Source organism: Hymenobacter psychrotolerans DSM 18569 (assembly GCF_900142395.1).
GTDB lineage: Bacteria > Bacteroidota > Bacteroidia > Cytophagales > Hymenobacteraceae > Hymenobacter > Hymenobacter psychrotolerans.
This window is the reverse complement of the sequence record NZ_FRAS01000006.1, coordinates 136,423-155,061: the sequence shown is the minus strand read 5'-3', so window position 1 is coordinate 155,061 and position 18,639 is coordinate 136,423. Positions and strand designations below refer to the sequence as shown.

General features: G+C 61.5%; 14 protein-coding genes. 10 read left to right on the top strand and 4 right to left on the bottom strand.

Annotated features, from left to right (window positions below; translation table 11 throughout):
* The first annotated feature begins 24 nt into the window (after positions 1-24).
* From BUE15_RS08010 to BUE15_RS07970, 8 genes are all read left to right on the top strand, one after another.
* Positions 25-1,743: a DUF6044 family protein gene (locus BUE15_RS08010; RefSeq protein ID WP_244535915.1), complete on the top strand. Its 1,719-nt coding sequence runs from the start codon at positions 25-27 to the stop codon at positions 1,741-1,743.
* A gap of 111 nt (positions 1,744-1,854) precedes the next feature.
* Complete coding sequence (locus tag BUE15_RS21300; RefSeq protein ID WP_084548905.1) at positions 1,855-4,830, top strand: FtsK/SpoIIIE family DNA translocase; 2,976 nt, start codon at positions 1,855-1,857, stop codon at positions 4,828-4,830.
* A 117-nt stretch (positions 4,831-4,947) separates the two neighbouring features.
* The gene (locus BUE15_RS07995) at positions 4,948-5,592 is read left to right on the top strand and encodes an outer membrane lipoprotein periplasmic chaperone LolA1 (RefSeq protein ID WP_073282912.1); all 645 of its coding nucleotides are present in this window, start codon (positions 4,948-4,950) and stop codon (positions 5,590-5,592) included.
* A gap of 147 nt (positions 5,593-5,739) precedes the next feature.
* Entirely contained in the window at positions 5,740-7,044 is a 1,305-nt protein-coding gene (locus BUE15_RS07990) for a DUF2851 family protein (RefSeq protein ID WP_073282909.1), read from the top strand.
* Positions 7,041-8,309 (top strand): hypothetical protein, encoded by a 1,269-nt coding sequence (locus BUE15_RS07985; RefSeq protein ID WP_073282906.1) that lies wholly within the window; start codon positions 7,041-7,043, stop codon positions 8,307-8,309. The genes BUE15_RS07990 and BUE15_RS07985 overlap by 4 nt, the downstream gene beginning before the upstream one ends.
* An 84-nt stretch (positions 8,310-8,393) precedes the next feature.
* Positions 8,394-9,026, top strand: a complete 633-nt coding sequence (locus BUE15_RS07980) for a NeuD/PglB/VioB family sugar acetyltransferase (RefSeq protein WP_073282903.1) — start codon at positions 8,394-8,396, stop codon at positions 9,024-9,026.
* A gap of 93 nt (positions 9,027-9,119) precedes the next feature.
* Positions 9,120-10,073, top strand: a complete 954-nt coding sequence (gene trhO, locus BUE15_RS07975; RefSeq protein WP_073282900.1) for an oxygen-dependent tRNA uridine(34) hydroxylase TrhO — start codon at positions 9,120-9,122, stop codon at positions 10,071-10,073.
* A 175-nt stretch (positions 10,074-10,248) separates the two neighbouring features.
* Positions 10,249-11,121 (top strand): nucleoside phosphorylase, encoded by an 873-nt coding sequence (locus BUE15_RS07970; RefSeq protein ID WP_073282897.1) that lies wholly within the window; start codon positions 10,249-10,251, stop codon positions 11,119-11,121.
* A 214-nt stretch (positions 11,122-11,335) separates the two neighbouring features.
* Here the strand turns inward: BUE15_RS07970 and BUE15_RS07965 are convergent, their stop codons facing one another.
* Entirely contained in the window at positions 11,336-11,641 is a 306-nt protein-coding gene (locus BUE15_RS07965; protein WP_073282895.1) for a hypothetical protein, read from the bottom strand.
* Positions 11,642-11,779: 138 nt separating this feature from the next.
* On the bottom strand, positions 11,780-12,793 hold the full coding sequence (locus tag BUE15_RS07960; RefSeq protein WP_073282892.1) for an acyl-CoA reductase: 1,014 nt from the start codon (positions 12,791-12,793) through the stop codon (positions 11,780-11,782).
* A 217-nt stretch (positions 12,794-13,010) separates the two neighbouring features.
* Between BUE15_RS07960 and BUE15_RS07955 the strand changes: the two genes are divergently transcribed.
* On the top strand, positions 13,011-13,355 hold the full coding sequence (locus BUE15_RS07955; RefSeq protein ID WP_073282889.1) for a 4Fe-4S binding protein: 345 nt from the start codon (positions 13,011-13,013) through the stop codon (positions 13,353-13,355).
* A gap of 180 nt (positions 13,356-13,535) precedes the next feature.
* Here BUE15_RS07955 and BUE15_RS07950 read toward each other — a convergent pair whose 3' ends face one another.
* Together BUE15_RS07950 and BUE15_RS07945 are read right to left on the bottom strand one after the other, a co-directional pair.
* Entirely contained in the window at positions 13,536-14,699 is a 1,164-nt protein-coding gene (locus BUE15_RS07950; protein WP_073282886.1) for an N-acetyl sugar amidotransferase, read from the bottom strand.
* Positions 14,700-14,785: 86 nt separating this feature from the next.
* A complete protein-coding gene (locus BUE15_RS07945) occupies positions 14,786-15,733 on the bottom strand; it encodes a carbon-nitrogen hydrolase family protein (RefSeq protein WP_084548904.1) in 948 nt (315 codons plus the stop codon).
* A 244-nt stretch (positions 15,734-15,977) separates the two neighbouring features.
* Between BUE15_RS07945 and BUE15_RS07940 the strand changes: the two genes are divergently transcribed.
* On the top strand, positions 15,978-18,629 hold the full coding sequence (locus BUE15_RS07940; RefSeq protein ID WP_073282880.1) for a valine--tRNA ligase: 2,652 nt from the start codon (positions 15,978-15,980) through the stop codon (positions 18,627-18,629).
* The last annotated feature ends 10 nt before the right edge of the window (positions 18,630-18,639 follow it).

Here is an 18,639-nt window from a genome sequence, read left to right as displayed (position 1 = left end):
TACTTTTGCAGCAAACTTACTTGCGTGCCAGGAAAACTAACTCGTTTGCCCCGATTTTCACCGTTGCAACTGGCACTGCTGGGCTTGCTGCTGTTTTTGTTGCCTTACGGTATTCTACTTGCGCATAGTTACGTTACAATCGACGATAATCTGGATGCGGAATTGAATATTTCGTATCTACTTGTCCGTCACGGGGTATTATTTGATTATCGGCCATCGGCTATAGTGCCTGCCATCATGGAAGGGCTGCCCCGGAATGCGCTGCGCTCCGGCCTGAATGTGGGGCAGGGGCTGTTCGTGGTGTTTCCGCCCTGGGCTGCTTATCTGGCGCAGCAGGCGCTGGTGCGGCTGCTGGGGCTGCTGGGGATGTATGGGCTGCTGCGGCAGGAGCTGCAAGGCGGGGCGCGGGCCAAAACGGTGGCCGCCGCCGTAGCGCTGTGCTGGGCCGTGCTGCCGCTGTATTCCATGTACGGGCTGTCGGTTCTGGGGCAGCCGGCGCTGCTGCTGGCGTTTCTGGCTATTCGGCGCCGGGCGGCGCGCTGGTGGCATTGGGCTATGGTAGCGGGTTTTCCGCTCTGGAGCATGTTTGTATTCGTAGGGCCGTTTGTGCTGGCTGCGCTGGGCGTGCTCTGGCTGCACGACTGGTGGCAGGCCCGCCGGCCGAATCTGCCGTTGTTTTTGGGGCTGGTGTTGCTGCTGAGCGTGTATCTGCTGGTGGAGTGGCCGTTGTTTTACTCGCTGCTGATAGCGAAGCAGTTTGTACCGCACCGGCTGGAATTTGACCTCAGCCAACTGACGCCTTTGGGCCTGCAGGCCGGGCTGCGCAGTGCCGGCCAGTTTTTCCTGATGGGCCAGTACCACGCCAGCCGGTTTCTGCGCGTGGCCATACTGCTGGCCGTGGTAGCGGCGGTAGCGCTTGCCCCGGCCGGGCAACGGCTGGCCCGGTGGCAGCGGCTGTGGCCCTGGCTGCTGGGGCTGGCGGGACTGGCCGGGTTCAGTGGCTTCTACCCGCAGCTGGTGGCGCAGGGGCAAACCTGGCTGCCCATGCTGGGGGCATTCAATTTCGGTCGTTTCCACTTCCTGACGCCCCTGCTGTGGTTTGGCGTGCTGGTGCTGGCTCTGCGCTACCTGCCCGGCCGCTGGCAGGCGCTGGTGCTGGGGCTGCAGCTGCTCATTGGCCTGAGTATGAACACGGAATGGCAGCACAACCTACGGGAGCTGGCCGGTCGCCCGAGTCCGCACGAGCCCAACTACTCGGCCTACGTAGCACCACAGCTGTTTCAGCAGATACAGCAGGCTATCCGGCGCGAGTCGGGGCTGGCGCCGGCGCAGTACCGGGTGGCCTGCCTGGGTTTGCCGCCGGCCGTGGCACAGCTCAACGACTTCTACACCCTCGATTCCTACCAGAACAACTACCCGCTGCCCTACAAGCACCGCTTTCGGCCGCTCATAGCCGGCGAGCTGGCCAAAAGCCCCGAGCTGCGCCACTACTTCGATGCCTGGGGCAACCGTTGTTATCTGTTTTCGGCGGAGTTGGGCAAGGATTTCCGGGTAGGAGCGTTTCAGCGGCGGGTGGTGCAGGATTTTGCCTTCGATGCCGCGGCCTTTCAGCGCCTGGGCGGGCGCTATGTGCTTTCGGCCGCGCAGTTGGCGGCTCCGGCCCGCAGCGGGCTTCGGCTGGTAGGGGTATACGAACAGCCGGGGGCGTATTGGCGGATCTGGCTGTATGAGGTGAGTGGCTGAGCGGCTGGCTATTGACAGCAAAATGACCAGTCTGTTGCTATACTTACGGCGCCGCGCCGCTACTTAGTTACTCAGCGGAATTACCTAGATTTGGCCCTTTGGTGCGTGAGAATGGCAAAAAATACCTACAAGCAAGACCCCACTCCCGTCAACCGGGCCAACGAGCCGCGGCCGACCCGGGCGAACCAGCCCCGTGCGGCCGCGCCCGAACCCGTAGCGGCGCCCCGGGAAAACCGGCGGGCTTCTGAGCCGAAGGCAGCCCCCAAGCCGCCCCGCAAGCCCCTGAAGCTGCCCTCTCTGAACTTGGGCGGCATGTTCGGCTTCCTGCGTGACCGGCGCTTTCAGCTGTTTCTGGGGTTCTTTTTTCTGCTTGGCTCGCTCTACCTGACCTTCGCGTTCTTCTCGTTCCTGTTCACCGGGCACGCCGACCAGAGCGTGGTGGAAGGCCTCGACCAGACTCCTGTGAAGGAAGCCGGGCGACAGTCGGGCAACTGGCTGGGGTTGTTGGGTGCCATGGCTGCACAGGCGCTGATTTACAAGGGGTTTGGCGTGGCGGCGTTTGCGCTCATTCCCATCGTCTTCTTCCTCGGCTACAAGATTGTGTTCCGGCGCGCCGGCGTGTCCGTGAGCTATGTGCTGGCGCTGTGCCTGTTCATTATGGGCTGGCTGAGTGTGCTGCTGGGCTACGTGGTGCTCACCATGCAGGCCCCCGACGCCGACCCCAACCTGGGCTACCGCCTCGACTTTCTGAGCGGCGGCATCGGCTACGAAGTGGCGCTGTGGCTCGACAGCCTCATTGGCTGGGGCACGGTGCTGCTGCTGGCTTTCCTGCTGATTTCCTTTGTGGTGTACTTCTTCAACGTCACCTCCATCACGCTGCCCCGCTTTGGTGGAGAAGACGAAGAAGCCGACGAAGAAACTGCGCCGCTAAGCCAGCAGGCCCGCGCCATGAATACGGCTGCCGTAGCCACTCCCTTCGCCAGCACCCCGGACGACCCTGAGGACGAACCCGACCTGGGTATTACCGTGCGCGATATCCGACCAGTAGCCGCTAACCGGCCGCTGCCCCAACCGGTAGTAGAGGAAGAGGACGACGACCTGACGGTGCCCGATGCCCCCTTCGTAACGACTGGCTCCGTGGCTTCGCCGCCGCTGAGCGTGGCTCCGGCAGTGCCCGCGGTTGCCGCTGCCAGCATGGCCGGCGCCGCCGTCCCGATGAGCGTAGCCGCTTCCGGCGCGGCACTGAGTGCTGCCAGCGCCGCCGCTACAGCAGCGGCAGGCGGTGCAGCGGCGGCGGCCAAAGGTCCCAGCTTCTCCATTGAGGCGCCCTCCGACCCCGAGCCGCTGGCAGTGGCCGCCCCACGCGTGCCTACGCCGCTTTCCCTGGCTGATCTGGCGGACGATAATGCACCGCTGCCCGCAGCCGCTGTGCCGGTAGCTGCTCCCGCAACTCAGCAACAGCAGCCCGTTTTTCAGATTGAAACCAAACCTGGCGAGCTGGACCCCGCCGCTGGCGCCGACATGGCATCCATTGCCGATGACGATGAGGACGCCGACACCATGCCGGCCGTCAACTACGACCCCACACTGGACCTCTCGCGCTACCAGTACCCCACGCTGGAGCTACTCAACGACTACGGGCAGGCCAAAGCGCAGGTGACCAAGGAAGAGCTGGAAGCCAACAAGGACCGTATCGTCGAAACGCTGGGGCACTACGGTATCAACATTGCCAGCATCAAAGCGACCATCGGGCCCACTGTCACGCTCTACGAAATCGTGCCGGACGCCGGGGTGCGCATCTCCAAAATCAAGAGCCTGGAAGATGACATTGCGCTGAGCCTGGCCGCCCTGGGCATCCGCATCATTGCCCCGATTCCCGGCAAAGGCACCATCGGTATTGAGGTGCCGAACACCAAGAAGGAAATGGTGAGCATCCGCTCGGTATTCGCTACCGAAAAGTTTGCGCACACCGAAATGGATCTGCCGATTGCCTTTGGCCGTACCATCACCAACGAGGTGTTTGTGGTGGATCTGGCCAAGATGCCGCACTTGCTGATGGCCGGTGCTACCGGTCAGGGTAAGTCGGTGGGCCTGAACGTGATTTTGGCGTCGCTGCTCTACAAGCGCCATCCGGCCACGCTGAAGTTCGTGCTCGTCGACCCCAAGAAGGTGGAACTGAGCATCTTCAACAAGATTGAGCGTCATTTCCTGGCCAAGCTGCCCGACACTGAGGAAGCCATCATCACCGATACCAAGAAGGTGGTGAACACGCTTAACTCCTTGTGTATGGAGATGGACAAGCGCTACGACTTGCTGAAGGATGCCGGCTGCCGCAACCTGAAGGAGTACAACCGCAAGTTCATCGAGCGGAAGCTCAACCCTAAAAAGGGCCACCGCTTCATGCCCTTCATCGTGCTGGTGATTGACGAGCTGGCCGACCTGATGATGACGGCCGGCAAAGAGGTGGAAACGCCCATTGCGCGTCTGGCGCAGCTGGCTCGTGCCATTGGTATTCACCTGATTGTAGCCACGCAGCGCCCTTCGGTGAACGTTATTACGGGTATCATCAAGGCCAACTTCCCGTGCCGGATTTCCTTCAAGGTAACCAGTAAAATCGACTCGCGCACGATTCTGGACGCCGGCGGCGCCGACCAGCTCGTGGGCCAGGGCGATATGCTGATTTCGCAGGGCTCCGACATCATTCGGGTGCAGTGCGCCTTCATCGACACGCCCGAAGTAGACCGCCTCTGCGACTATATCGGGGAGCAGCAGGGCTACCCCGATGCGTATCTGCTGCCCGAAGTGGTGGGCGAAAGTGGCGGCGGCAGCGGCGACATGGAAGACATGGACCCCTCGCAGCGCGACGCCATGTTCGAGGAAGCGGCCCGCGTCATTGTCACGCACCAGCAGGGCAGCACCTCGCTGCTGCAGCGCCGCCTCAAGCTGGGCTACAACCGCGCCGGCCGCCTCATCGACCAGCTGGAGCACGCCGGTATTGTGGGGCCGTTTGAAGGCAGCAAGGCCCGCGAGGTATTAATTCCCGACGAGTACAGTTTGGAACAGTTGTTGAATACACTGCCGAAGTAAGCGCTTATGCTGCCATTGGAGCCTATAGGGAAGGTTTTTCAACTTCTTTTTGTTGGCGCCCAAACAAAGCAGGCCCTTGTACGTCTTTGTACTCATTCTACCGAATCACCTTTTGCAATGAAAAAATACCTCGCCCTGCTTGCCCTGTCCGTGTCGCTGGTGTCGGCCGCTTCGGCGCAGCAGGACCCCAAGGCTGCCAAAATCCTCGACCAGATGAGCGCCAAATACCAGGCAATGAAGGCCTTCCGGGCGAACTTCACGCAGACCCTGGAAAATGACGCCACCAAGGTGAAGGAGAATATGAGCGGTGATATCACTGTAAGCGGCCAGAAATTCCGGTTGAAGATCAGCGGCCAAGAGGTCATCAACAATGGCAAAACCGTCTGGACGTACATGAAATCGGAAAACGAGGTGAATATCTCGGAGGCTGAAACCGACGACCAGGAAATTTCGCCTTCCCAGATCTACACGCTCTACAAGAAAGGCTATAAGTACGCTTACGTGCAGGAAGCCAAGGAAGGCGGAGAGGCCGTGGACGTAATCGAGCTGACGCCCGAAGACCGCAACAACCAGATTTTCAAGGTGCGCCTGAAAGTGGGTAAGGTGGATAAGGCTGTGAAAAGCTGGCAGATGTTCAAGAAGAACGGCAACCGCTATACCTTCAAAATCAACAAGTTTGTGCCGAACGCGCCCGTGGATGCTACCACGTTCAACTTCGATAAAGCCAAATACAAAGGCGTGAAGGTGATTGACCTGCGCTAGACTGCCTTCTACACCAAACCGGCCCGCTTCTGCTACGTGCAAAGGCGGGCCGGTTTGGTGTAGAAGGCAGTGCGCCGGGCTGCCAACGAAACAAAACCAGACATGTTGATTGCTGTATCTTGTCCGTTCATATTGAGCTAGGGCGCTATGCAAGAAGATTTCCTCCACTATGTCTGGCAGCATCAGTACTTCGACAAAGCCGGGCTACACACCACGGGCGGCGAGCAGATAACCGTGCTCAAACCCGGTATGCGCAACGCCGATGCCGGCCCCGACTTTCTGAATGCCCGCCTGCAACTGGGCGAAGTGGAGTGGAACGGCGCGGTGGAAATCCATATCCGCGCCTCCGACTGGCACCGCCACCACCACCAGCACGACCCCAAATACGACCAGGTGGTGCTGCACGTCGTGTATGAAGCCGACCAGCCCGTGCGCCGCCTTGATGGGAGTGAGGTGCCCGCTTTGGCGCTGGCTCCACGTCTCGCACCCGAGCTGCTGCGCACCTACGAGCGGCTGATGGCGGTGCCCGTATTGGCCGAGGTACTGCCTTGCGTACCATTGCTGGGCGGCGTACCGGATATCACCAGAATTAGTATGGCGGAGCGGGCCCTGCTGGAGCGGGTAGAGCAGAAAGCGGCCGTTGTGGCTGAGTTGCACCAGCAGTTGGGGCAGGACTGGGAAGCCACCGCCTACCACGCCCTGGCGGCGGCATTCGGGTTTCAGAAAAACAGCGAGCCGCTGGCGCGCCTGGCCAAGGCCCTGCCGCTGGCCATAGTGCGCCGCCACCGCCACGATGCCCGGCAGCTGGAAGCGTTGCTGTTCGGGCAGGCCGGCTTCCTGGCCGAAACCGAAGAAACCCGCACCGACGCGTACCTGACCGGGCTACGGCAGGAGTTTGAGTTTCTGCGCCACAAGTACAGTCTGCACGGCACCGCCCTGGCCGCCCACGAATGGAACTTCCTGCGGATGCGCCCGGCCAACTTCCCGCCGGTACGGCTGGCCCAGCTGGCCGCCGTGCTGCACGCCCGCCCCGCCCTGTTCGACGCCCTGCTTTCCGCGGCTGACGTACCGACGCTGCTGCGCTTTTTTCAGGCGCCCGTCGCGGAGTATTGGCGTGGGCACTACCGGCCGGGCGTGCCGGGCAAAGTGCCCGCTCTGGGCAAAAGCAGCATGCAGGTGCTGATTACGAATGTGGTAGTGCCGCTGCGTGTGGCCTATGCCCGGCACGTAGGCCAGCCGGAGCTGGTAGAAAGCGCGGTAGCGCTGCTCAGCCAGCTGCCGGCCGAGCACAACAGCCTGACGGATGCCTATGCTGCACAAGGCTTCGAGCACCGCACCGCCGCCGACTCGCAGGGGCTGCTGGCGCTGCATCGGGGCTACTGCGCGCCGCGCCGCTGCATGCAGTGTGCCATCGGAAGCCGGATTCTGCAACGAAATATGGCCATCCGGTGAGGCAGCTGCTTGTGGCCGTGGTGTTGAATAGCGGGCTGCTGCTGCTGCTGTGGCGCTGGCTCCAGCCCCGGCTGGCCGAGCCGCTGCTGGGCCGGTGGCTGCTGCCACTGCTGGCCCTGAAGGTGCTGGCCTGCGCCATAGCCACCTACTTCATCGGCGGCGACCCCCAGTACTATCTGACCTGGTCGCGCGCCTTCAACCAGCAGCTGTGGGCTGAGCCGGGTGCCTGGCTGCGTACGCTGGCCGCCGATGAGTTCCATTTTGGGGGGCTGCACCTTGTGTTTCACGGGTTTTCCAACACGCTGTTCTTCATCAAGCTGCTGTCGGGGGTACAGCTGGCCGCCAATGGCAGTGCTTTCCTGACCGGGCTTTACTGCTCTCTGTTTTGCTTCGTGGCCTGCTGGGAGCTGGTGCGGGCCGTAGCCCGGGCCTGGCCCGCTACGCCTGCCGGTGCCATGCTGATTGGCTTTCTGGCCTGGCCCAGCGTGGTGTACTGGACGTCGGGTATCACGAAGGAATGCCTGCTGGTGGGAAGTGGCGCCGCTGTGGTGGCGCTGGTGGTTGGCTGGCTCTACGGCGGCCGGCCGGTGCGCTTAGCTACGCTAGGGCTGGCCATCTTGCTGGCCGGGCTGCACTTTCAGATGCGCTTTTTCTTTGCCGGGCTGCTGCTGGCCGCTTTGTCGGGGCTGGGGCTGCTGCGGGTGGCAGAGCGGCTGCTAGGGGGGCTCCGGCGCTGGCTGGCCGTGCTGCTGATGGCCGGGTGGTTGCTGGGCGGGGCCTGGGTGCTGGGCGAAATCAGCCCGGTGTTCAGCCTCAATAAGTTTACCAGCCGCCTGCTCATCAACTACCACACCCTGCAGCAGAAATCTGCCCACGGCCCGCACCTGGAGTACCCCAACCTGCAGCCCACCGGGGAAAGCCTGCTGCAACACACCCCGCAGGCCGTGGCGGCAGCCCTGAGCCGCCCCTGGCCCTGGGAAGGAAGCAGTCCGCTCTATGTGGCGGCCGGCCTCGAAAACCTGTTGCTGCTGGTGCTGCTGCTGTGGGCTGCCGCCGAAACGGTGCGGGGACGGCCGGGCCGCCTGCCATTTGCAGTGGTGGTGGCGCTGCTGGCGTATTGTCTGCTGCTGGCCGCGCTGCTGGGCCTCAGCACCCCCAACCTGGGCACCCTCAACCGCTACCGTGTGGCTTTGCTGCCGTATCTGCTGTGGCTGGCACTGCAGCACCCTGGCGCTGCCCGCTGGCTGCGGCGCCTCGGAATGTAGGGCCGCTGGTGAGGCATACGAGCAAACGAATCCGTAAATTTGCGTTTTGGAACTCTGCCGGCCGCTGGCCGCTTTTCGCTTCGCATGGAAAATCCTATCATCATACTGGGTGCCCAAACGGTGGGCACTTCTGCCCTCGACGCCTTTCTTTCTAACGATGTCGTGGTATACTGCCTGCTCGACGACGATACCAAGCTGCAGAACACCGAGCTGTTTGACGTGCCCGTGATGGGCAGCACCGACGACAAGGAGCTGCTGAAGCTGCTGGGTAAAAAGTGTGAGGTTTTTGTGGCTACCGAAGATGCCGCCAGCCGCCGCAGCCTCACCAACATGCTGCACAACGAGTACCAGGCGGTGCCCGTGAATGCCATTCATCGGCGCGCCAGCGTGTCGGAGCATGCGTGGCTGGGCCACGGTAACCTGGTGGGCGCCAACGCCGTGGTGGTAGGCGCTGCCAAAGTGGGCAACAGCTGCCTGATTGGGGCCAACGCCGTGGTGGAAGCCCGCGCGGAACTCGGCGACTACGCGCAGCTCGGGGCCGGTGCTATCCTCAACGCCGATGTGACGGTGGGGGAGCAGGCCTTCATCGGGGCGGGAGCGGTAATAGTGGCCGGCGTCAAAATCGGCAATAAGGCCCGCGTTGGGGCTGGCTCGGTGGTGGTGGCCGATGTGCCCGCCAACCAGACCGTGTTCGGCAACCCCGCTCAGAAAGTATAAACCTGAGAACTTAGAAGATAGAGTTTAGAGCTGAGCAAAGCTTCCTGCTTCTTCTCAGATCTACGCTCTCCTATCTCACTTCTACTTAAGAAAATGGACTACCACGTTCTGCTCTACTACTGCTATACTCCCATTGAAAACCCGGAGCAGTTCCGCGACGAGCACCACCGCCTGTGTTTGCGCCTCAATCTGCGCGGCCGCATCATTGTGGCTTCGGAGGGCCTGAACGGCACCGTGTCGGGCACGGTGGCCGACTGCGCGGAATATATGCGGCTGGTGAAAGAAGACCCGCGCTTTGCGGCGCTGGAATTTAAGATAGAGCCCGCCGTGGCGCATACGTTTCAGAAGCTGCACGTACGCGTGAAGCCGGAAATCGTGCACGTGGGGCTGCCGCACATCAAGCCCTATGAGCGTACCGGCGTGCACCTGTCGCCGCAGGAGTTCCGCGACCTGAAAGACCAGGACGACGTGGTGGTGCTGGACGTGCGCTCCGACTACGAGCATGAGCTGGGCCGCTTCAAGAACGCCGTGACCCTCGACATCGAAAACTTCCGCGAGTTTCCGGAGAAGGTGGCCGAGCTGGAGCAATACAAGGGCAAGAAAATCCTGACGTACTGCACGGGCGGCATCAAGTGCGAGAAGGCCAGCGCCTTTCTGCTGGAGCAGGGCTTCGAGGACGTGTACCAGCTGCACGGCGGCATCATCAAGTACGGGCTGGAGGCCGGCGGCCAGGATTTTGACGGCAAGTGCTACGTGTTTGATGGCCGGGTGGCCGTGGACGTAAACAGCGTCAATCCGACCATCATCAGCCATTGCCACTACTGCGGCACACTCTCCGACCGGATGGTGAACTGCGCCAACCCGCACTGCAACGCCCACGTGCCGCTCTGTGAAGCCTGCGGCCAGCAGCTGGACGGCGCCTGCTCCACCACCTGCCAGGAGCACCCCGACAAGCGCCCCTACGACGGCACCGGCAACTATCCCAAAATCAGCAACCACTACCGCCCCGAGCAGGGCCTGCTGTCTTACCGCGCCCCGGTCCGGTAGGCTTTCCTTACTAACCCGGTCAGGACCTTGTCCTGCTGGAATGGCTGTCGTCTTCACGACTCGTTCCGGCGCGGCAAGGTCCTTTCTGTTGCGTGGCCGCCTCGGCTCGGCGGCAACTCATACCCCGGTTTTTCAGTACCATTGCACCTTCCTTTTCCCCTAATACCCTCCCACTATGCCCATCGCCGACTCCGAATTTATCCTCAACAAGGATGGCAGCATCTACCACCTGAACCTGCAGCCCGACCACATTTCCGATACCATCATCACGGTTGGGGACCCGGAGCGGGTGCCGCTTATCAGCCAGCACTTCGACTCGTTGGAGACGGTGGTGCAGAAGCGCGAGTTTGTGACCCACGTGGGCTACTACAAGGGCAAGCGCCTCACGGTCATCAGCACCGGCATGGGCACCGACAACATCGATATTCTGCTCAATGAGCTGGACGCGCTGGTGAATATCGACTTTGTGACGCGGGAGCCCCGGCCGCTGGAAGAGCGGATTGCGCTGCGCATTGTGCGCGTGGGCACCAGCGGCGCCCTGCAGGCCGATATTCCGGTGGGCTCGCACCTCATGACGGAGCACGCCGTGGGCCTCGACTCGCTGATGCAGTTTTATCCGCTGGTGGAAACCGGCCTGGAAGTGGAAGTGGCCAGCGGCGTGCAGCAGGCGTTGGGCCTGAGCTACCGCCCGTATTGCGTGCGCGGCACCGACCTGCTGCGTGAGCAGCTGGGCGCGGGCATGGTCGTGGGCAACACGCTGACCTGCCCCGGCTTCTACGGGCCGCAGGGCCGGGTGCTGCGCCTCGACCTGCGCATCCCCGACCTGATTCAGCAGTTCCAGAACTTCCGCTACGACAGCGCGGAGGGCGAATTCCGCCTGACGAACTTCGAGATGGAAACGGCCGGCTACTACGCCCTGGGCCGAATGCTGGGCCACGAAGTAGTGTCGCTGAACGCTATTGTGGCCAACCGCGCCACCGGCGAATTCGCCACCAACACCGAAGACGTGGTCAACGACCTGATCCAGAAAACCCTGGACCGCATCTAAGCTGCTGCCGCCGCACGGAGGTGCCAGGCAGCGCGGAGCCTCCTCTCGAACGGCCCGAGACTCGTGTCGAACAGGGTGGAGTTCGTGTCGAAGGCGCTGGTACTTGCTTGGTTATACCATCTGTTCCGCAACAAAAAAGGCGCTTCCCTTGGGAAGCGCCTTTTTTGTTGCGGAACAGACGGCGTACTATGTGAAATCGGGCAGCAGCCTGGGGCTAGTAGAAGTCGAAGGCCAGCACGGCGTGCAGCGGCAGCGTGATGCCGGACTTCAGGGTGAGATACTCCTGATGCGTGGCCCAGATGGTGGTGTACACGCGCTTCACGGCGCCATCGGCGGTCTGGAAGTAGATATCGAGCTTGCCCTGGTAGTTGTTGCCCAGGCTGGTGGCGCGTTCCGCATCGTGGCGGCGCTGCTTGATATCGTCCGGGTCAGTCAGGACATCATCGTGGGGGAAACGCAGGCTCGGAATGAGGTCTTTATCGATTACCTCGGCAGAGAGAGTTGGGAGCGACAGGGCCATAAAAGTCAAAGGCTAAAAGGTCAGGGAACGGCAGCGGGGCGGAAATTGGCCGCCCGCCAATGAAGAATCCATGAGGCGTATACCACAGGAACCGGGACAGCAGAGGGCGAAAACCGTGCCTTACCGTTCTGCTGTATTTTACGCCAATTCTGCCAAAAAGGCCATCGTATCCACGCCATCGGCATAATCGGACACGGCCGGACACTGCGCCCGCCCGAACGGGAAGCTGCCGGCCCACTGCCCGCCGGCCGACACAATGCACTGGGTCTGAGCGGCTACATCGGTCAGCTGATCTACCAGATCTACCTCGCTGGAATAGGTGCTGTAGTGCAGCACCGAAATCGGGGAAACGAGCTGCGGGCTTTCCGTGAGCAGCAGAAAACCGGTGTCGAGGTGCGGCACGCGGTTGACGAGCAGGATGCTTTTGTTGTAGTCGTAGTTGTTCTGGTACTTGTGGTGGTCGGGGATGTGGTGCCACGGCTGCAGCGAGTCGAGCAGGGGCGAGAAATCGTAGTTCAGGGGCACGTAGAGCTTGCTCACGTTGCGGCAGCCCAGGCCGTAGTAGCGGAAAATGTCTTCGCCCAGCAGGCCCAGGTCGTGGGATTCCTCGCGGCCGGTGAGCACAGCCACGCTGGTGCGGTTGCGCCGGATGATGTGGGGCTTCTTGCCGAAGTAGTAGTCGAAGTAGCGGGCCGTGTTGTCGGAGCCGGTGGCAATGAAGGCATCGGCGGCATTGAGGCGCTCTACCACCTGAATCTGGTCGGTGAAGCGGGGCTCGAGGCGTTGCAGCTCGCCCAGAATCCATTGCATGAGCAGCGTATCGTCTTTGCTGAGTTTGGCCAGCAGCACGTGGCCGCTGAGCAGCACGCACAGCGCATCGTGGAAGCCCACCAGCGGGATATTGCCGGCCATTACCACGCCTACCTGGCGGGGCGTGGCGGGCTCGGCGGGGTAGCGGGCGGCCCATTTGGTCAGCGGTTCTTCTTCGAGCAGCTCCGCAATGCCCCGGATGGCCGAAACGACATTCGGGCGGTCGAACCAGGCGTTCTGGTTGCGGGTCCGGGCGGAGAGGGCAGTCAGGTCGTCGTCGGAAAGCTGGCGCAGGTGCCGGCCCAGAGAAATAAAGGCCGCGAGTCGGTCGGGGTGGTTCATAAGCGAAAGTGAGGTAGCAGAAAAGCGCCTGCCGCACGGCTGCAAGAACGGCAAACGTGGGGTTTCGCTGGCCGGCGGGGCCGTATCCGGGGGGCGTGTCAGCAAAAAACTCGCAACGCTACGAGTTAGTTTCTACTTTTGCTTGCTGAACCGGCCGCCCTGTGGCCTTTTTTTGCGTTATAACGTTCAGATTTCTCACCAAACTGATTCCACGGCTATGGCCATCATGATAACCGACGAGTGCATCAACTGTGGTGCCTGCGAACCGGAATGCCCGAATACTGCCATCTACGAGGGCGGCGCTGCCTGGCGCTGGGCCGATGGTACGACCCTGAAAGAGGTAACCGTTGATGGTGGCCAGACGGTATCGGGCGTGGCGCCCCAAACCCCCGTTTCCGACGAGTACTACTACATCGTGTCGGACAAGTGCACGGAGTGCGTGGGCTTCCATGAGGAGCCGCAGTGCGCCGCCGTATGCCCCGTTGACTGCTGCGTAGATGACCCCGACTACCGGGAGTCGCAGGAGAAGCTGATTGCCAAGAAAGAGTGGCTGCACGCCTAAGACCACGGATTTTTCGGATGAGTCGGATTTTGTAGACGATTGGACGTGTGGTTTTCTTCTGAACAACAAAGGCTTGCCTACTGGCAAGCCTTTGTTGTTGGGTAGCCGGCCGGAAGTTTGGAAGCAGATGCCGTCCCCAAAATCCGACTCATCCGAAAAATCCGTGGTCTTAGCGTGGTCTTAGGTGCCGCAGTTGAAGTACTTGTCGTAGGCCGATTCTGGAATCAGGTTCATGCGGCTCAGCACCTTGATGGGCCAGCGCAGCCGCCGAATCAGGGAGTAGTTGTTGGGGTAGTCGCGGAACGTTTTGGGAGGCGTGGCCACAATCTGCTCAAACTCTTCCCGCGTCAGGCCCAGGCGCTTAATGCATAGCGCAATTACCTTTTCGTCCTCAATCTTATTGACGTGGCTGACGCGCTCCAGTGCCGTTTCGCGCGGCATCTGGCCCGAGCGCACCAGCGCCGAATAGTTGAACAGGCGCCGGTCGATGTTGAACTTGGTGCGGTTGAGGTAGTAGATGACGCTCTGGTACAGGTCGTCGAAGTAGTGAGCACCGGGGTTCACCCAGTCCAGCTCACGCTCGAGCAGCTCGTCTACATCGGCGCGCACATAGTCGATGTGGTACAGCAGCGTTACCGTCTTGATCCGGCGGACGAAGGCGTAGTAGAACATCTGCGGAATGTCGAGGTGAAAGCCGGGGTCTTCGGCCTTCCAGGGGCGCAGCGGCACCGTCCCGAACTGCTGGTGCACAGCCTTCAGGTACTTGCCATCGAGGTAGTTCCAGGTGAGCGGCGCAATGCCCTCCGTCCGAAACGACTGCCCGATGATGATGCGCTGAATGCCTTCCTTGGCGGCCACGCCATACAGAGCCGTGGCAATGCCCACATCGGTGCCTTCCTCCATATCGGGGGTGGAGGCTTTCAGGAAAGCAATTTTCAGGTCCTTGGATTCGCGCCAGTCGGAGGTGATGGTGCGCATTTCCACGCCCAGCTTGCGGCAGGCCTTAATCATGTTTTCGCCCGCCACTGGGTTGCCGAAACCGTCGTTGAAATGCACCGCCAGCGGCCGTAGCCCCAGCTTTACTACACAGTACCAGAGCGTGAAAGACGAGTCGCGGCCCCCGCTGACGCCCAGCACGCAGTCGTATTTCTTGCCTTTGCCAAGCTGCTTGATGTCGGCGGCTATTTCCTGCACTTTGCGGCGGCCGGCCTCGCCCAGCGGGAAGGCCCGGTCCATGTGGTCGTGTACAGCACAAAAATTACACTCACCCCGCTTATCAAAACGGATACCGGGCACGGTGGTATCCATGATGCAGCGGGTGCACTGTTGGTAGAGTTGGGTCATGCAATAGGTAGGGAAGAGGGACAGAGAGGCTGCAAGGTCATTTTCTCATATTAAAGAGGCATTAAAACCAACCAATCTGGTAAAAATTAGTCGGGCAACACATCAAACCGGAAGCCTTTGCGAAGCAGCATCTCGCCAATCTGTGTGCCCTTTTCGGCCCGCACCGGCCGCGGCAGGTCGGCCACTACCAAGTCGCCGGCAAATTCGTTGAACGTGCCCTGCGCCCGCACCCCCGAAGCGTCTACGGCCAGCGAGCAGCCCACACTTTTCTTGCCCTCATACGGCCCGCCCACAATATAGCCGACCGAGGTAGTGCCCACTACCGTCACGTTGTACAGCTTAGCCAGAATGGAATACGGCTTCACCCATTTCTCGCGGTACGGGTCGTCCTCCTCCGTGATAGAATAATCGACGGTCCAGGACGAGGGCGACAGAATAAACTCGGCCCCCATACGTGCCAGCGTGTGCCCGATGCTGAGGCCATCGAGGAAGTTGTCGGCGCAGATATTGACCCCGATTTTGCCCAGAGGCGTATCCACCACGTTCAGCGTCTGACCCACCGCGTAGTAGGGCTGCTCCACGGTCAGGAGGTTGATTTTGTGGTACTTCGTGATGATTTCGCCGGCCGGGTTGATGAGGATGGCCGCATTATAGTTGCGGCCGTCCGGCGCGCGCTCCGTCAGGCCGGCACAGATGTAGAGCTGATGGCGCACGGCTTCCTGGCACAGCAGGTCGGAGTAGCGGCCGGGAATGGGCTGCGCTTCGGCCAGCGCGCTGGGGTGAGTCCAGGCAAAGTCGAGGGTTTCTGGCAGCAGCACCACGTCGCAGTGCTGCTGGGCGGCTTCGGCAATCATCAGGGCCGCGCGCTCCAGGTTGCGGTCGGGCTCGCCGCCTTCCACCAGCAGCTGGCCCATCCCGACGCGCAGCGTGCCGGCCGAGGGCATTACAGTAGGCGGAGCCGGAGCCGGCGCAGCGGCCACACTGGCCGCCGGCGCTACCGGCGAAGATTTACGGAATTTAAATAAAGCGGCCATAGCAGGCGCAGGGGCTGAGGTGAAGAGAGGATGCGCAATTTAGCTATATGGTTGCCACGGCCGACGGATGCCGGCCTGTGGTGCAGCGGTAAATTTACTTGAAAACTCCACGAGAAGGCCGATTTGGGAAAATAGGTCTCTGAACAGGCCAAGGGCCGGGTGGAGCATGAATAAGAAGACTATCTGCGGAGCCCCGTGAAATGCCTACTTTTGCGCCTAATTCCAACCGATTTTTCGCTTGACGATGTCTATCGCCAAAACCTATACGCCGGCCGACGTTGAAGCCAAATGGTATCAGCGCTGGCAGGAGCAGGGCTTCTTCAAAGCCAAGGCCAACCCCCGCAAACAGCCGTATTCGGTTGTGATTCCGCCGCCCAACGTGACGGGCGTGCTGCACATGGGCCACATGCTCAACAACACCATTCAGGATGTGCTGGTGCGCCGCGCCCGCATGCAGGGCAAGGAAGCCTGCTGGGTGCCCGGCACCGACCACGCTTCCATTGCCACGGAGGCCAAGGTGGTGGCGCTGCTCAAGGAGAAAGGCATCGAGAAGAAGGACCTGACCCGGGAGCAGTTTCTGGAACACGCCTGGGAGTGGAAGGAGAAGTACGGCGGCATCATTCTGGAGCAGCTCAAGAAGCTGGGCGCCTCCTGCGACTGGGACCGGACGCGCTTCACGATGGAGCCCGAGCTGACCGAGGCCGTGCTGCGCGTGTTCGTGGATCTGCACCAGAAAGGCCTGATTTACCGCGGCATCCGGATGGTAAACTGGGACCCCAAAGGCGGCACGGCGCTGTCAGACGAGGAAGTAATTCCGAAGGACACGATGGCCAAAATGTACCACCTGCGCTACGAAGTAGTAGGGCAGGAAGGCCAGTTTCTGACCGTTGCTACTTCGCGCCCCGAAACCATCATGGCCGACGTGGCCGTGGCCGTGAACCCCAACGACCCGCGCTACACGTCCCTACACGGCACCAACGTGCGGATTCCGCTGCTGGGCCGCGAAATTCCGGTGATTCTGGACGAGTACGTGAGCATCGACTTCGGGACGGGCGCGCTGAAGGTGACGCCGGCGCACGACCTGAACGACTACGAGCTGGGCCTCAAGCACAACCTGCCGGTAATTGATATCCTCCACAACGACGGCACGCTGAACGAGAAGGCGGAGCTGTACGTGGGCCAGGACCGGTTTGCGGCCCGCCGCAACATCGTGAAAGACCTGCAGGAAGCCGGCCATCTGGTGAAGGTGGAGGAGTACGCCAGCGTACTGCAGACGTCGGAGCGCACCGGCGCCGTCATTGAGCCGCGCCTGAGCTTGCAGTGGTTCCTGAAAATGGAGCACCTGGCCAAGCCGGCGCTGGAAGCCGTGGAAACCGACGAAATCAAGCTGCACCCGCCCAAGTTCAAGAACATGTACCGGGTGTGGATGGAGAACGTGCGCGACTGGTGCATTTCGCGGCAGCTGTGGTGGGGCCAGCGCATTCCGGCCTACTACCTGCCCGATGGCACGTTTGTGGTAGCCCTGAACGCCGAGGAAGCCCTGAAGCTGGCCCGCACACAGAGCGGCAACGACGCCCTGCAGCTCTCGGACCTGCGCCAGGACGAGGACGTGCTGGATACGTGGTTTTCGTCGTGGCTGTGGCCGATTTCGGTGTTCGACGGCTTCAAGGACCCCGACAACGCCGATGTCAACTATTTCTACCCGACCAACGACCTGGTAACGGCCCCGGAAATCCTGTTTTTCTGGGTGGCGCGCATGATTATGGCCGGGCTGGAATACCGCAAGGAAGTGCCGTTCCGCAACGTCTACCTCACGGGCATCGTGCGCGACGACCAGGGCCGCAAGATGAGCAAGCAGCTCGGCAACTCGCCCGACCCGCTGGACCTGATTGCGCAGTACGGCGCCGACGGCGTCCGGACCGGCATGTTGTTCTCGTCGCCGGCCGGCAACGATTTGCTGTTCGATATTAAGCTGGTAGAGCAGGGCCGCAACTTCACCAACAAGCTCTGGAACGCCTTCCGCCTTACACAGGGCTGGGAAGTAGACGCCGCATTGCCCTTCGTGAATGAGAAGGCCGTGGAGTGGTTCGGAGCCAAGCTGCAGACCACGCTGGCCGAGCTGGACGAGCATTTCGAGAAGTTCCGGATGAGCGACGCGCTGATGACCGTGTACAAGCTGGTGTGGGACGACTTCTGCTCGGTGTATCTGGAGATGATCAAGCCGGCTTACCAGGCCCCGATTGACCCCGAAACGCTGCGCCTGACCACCGGTTTCCTCGAAACGCTGCTCAAGCTGCTGCATCCGTTCATGCCCTTCATCACGGAAGAAATCTGGCACGAGCTGGCGGAGCGGGGCCCCAAGGACTATGTATGCGTAGCGGCGTGGCCCAAGGCGCAGCCTGTAGCCGGCAGCGCCGAGCCGCTGGCCCGCATGGAGCGCGCCCTCGACATTGTAGCGGGCGTGCGCACCATCCGGAACCAGAAAGGCCTGGGTCCCAACAAGCCCCTGACGCTGGCCGCCAAAACCGAGGACGCCGAGCTGCTGCAGGACTACGACGGCATTATCCGGAAGCTGGCCGCCCTCACCGAAATTTCGGTGGTGGATGCGGCGCCGGCGGCTTCGGTGGGCTTCGTATCAGGTGGCGCGGAGTTTTTTGTGCCGCTGGAAGGCCAGATTGACCTGGGCGCCGAGAAGGAGCGCCTCACCAAAGAGCTGGAGTACGCGCAGGGTTTCCGGGATTCGGTGCAGAAGAAGCTGGCCAACGAGAAGTTCGTGGCCAACGCCAAAGCCGACCTGGTGGAGCGCGAGCGGCAGAAGCTGGCCGACGCCGAAGCCAAAATCACGGCCCTGGAGCAGAGCTTGGCGGCGCTGGAGGACATGGAGGACATCTTTTAATCTGTGCCGT

Excerpts from the sequence above, each read along its gene's own strand:
- BUE15_RS07950 (WP_073282886.1), bottom strand. The coding sequence starts at position 14,699 with ATGACCCAACTCTACCAACAGTGCACCCGCTGCATCATGGATACCACC.
- BUE15_RS07990 (WP_073282909.1), top strand. The coding sequence starts at position 5,740 with ATGCAAGAAGATTTCCTCCACTATGTCTGGCAGCATCAGTACTTCGAC.
- BUE15_RS07980 (WP_073282903.1), top strand. The coding sequence starts at position 8,394 with ATGGAAAATCCTATCATCATACTGGGTGCCCAAACGGTGGGCACTTCT.
- trhO (WP_073282900.1), top strand. The coding sequence starts at position 9,120 with ATGGACTACCACGTTCTGCTCTACTACTGCTATACTCCCATTGAAAAC.
- BUE15_RS21300 (WP_084548905.1), top strand. The coding sequence starts at position 1,855 with ATGGCAAAAAATACCTACAAGCAAGACCCCACTCCCGTCAACCGGGCC.
- BUE15_RS07955 (WP_073282889.1), top strand. The coding sequence starts at position 13,011 with ATGGCCATCATGATAACCGACGAGTGCATCAACTGTGGTGCCTGCGAA.
- BUE15_RS07960 (WP_073282892.1), bottom strand. The coding sequence starts at position 12,793 with ATGAACCACCCCGACCGACTCGCGGCCTTTATTTCTCTGGGCCGGCAC.
- BUE15_RS07940 (WP_073282880.1), top strand. The coding sequence starts at position 15,978 with ATGTCTATCGCCAAAACCTATACGCCGGCCGACGTTGAAGCCAAATGG.
- BUE15_RS07995 (WP_073282912.1), top strand. The coding sequence starts at position 4,948 with ATGAAAAAATACCTCGCCCTGCTTGCCCTGTCCGTGTCGCTGGTGTCG.
- BUE15_RS07945 (WP_084548904.1), bottom strand. The coding sequence starts at position 15,733 with ATGGCCGCTTTATTTAAATTCCGTAAATCTTCGCCGGTAGCGCCGGCG.
- BUE15_RS07970 (WP_073282897.1), top strand. The coding sequence starts at position 10,249 with ATGCCCATCGCCGACTCCGAATTTATCCTCAACAAGGATGGCAGCATC.
- BUE15_RS07965 (WP_073282895.1), bottom strand. The coding sequence starts at position 11,641 with ATGGCCCTGTCGCTCCCAACTCTCTCTGCCGAGGTAATCGATAAAGAC.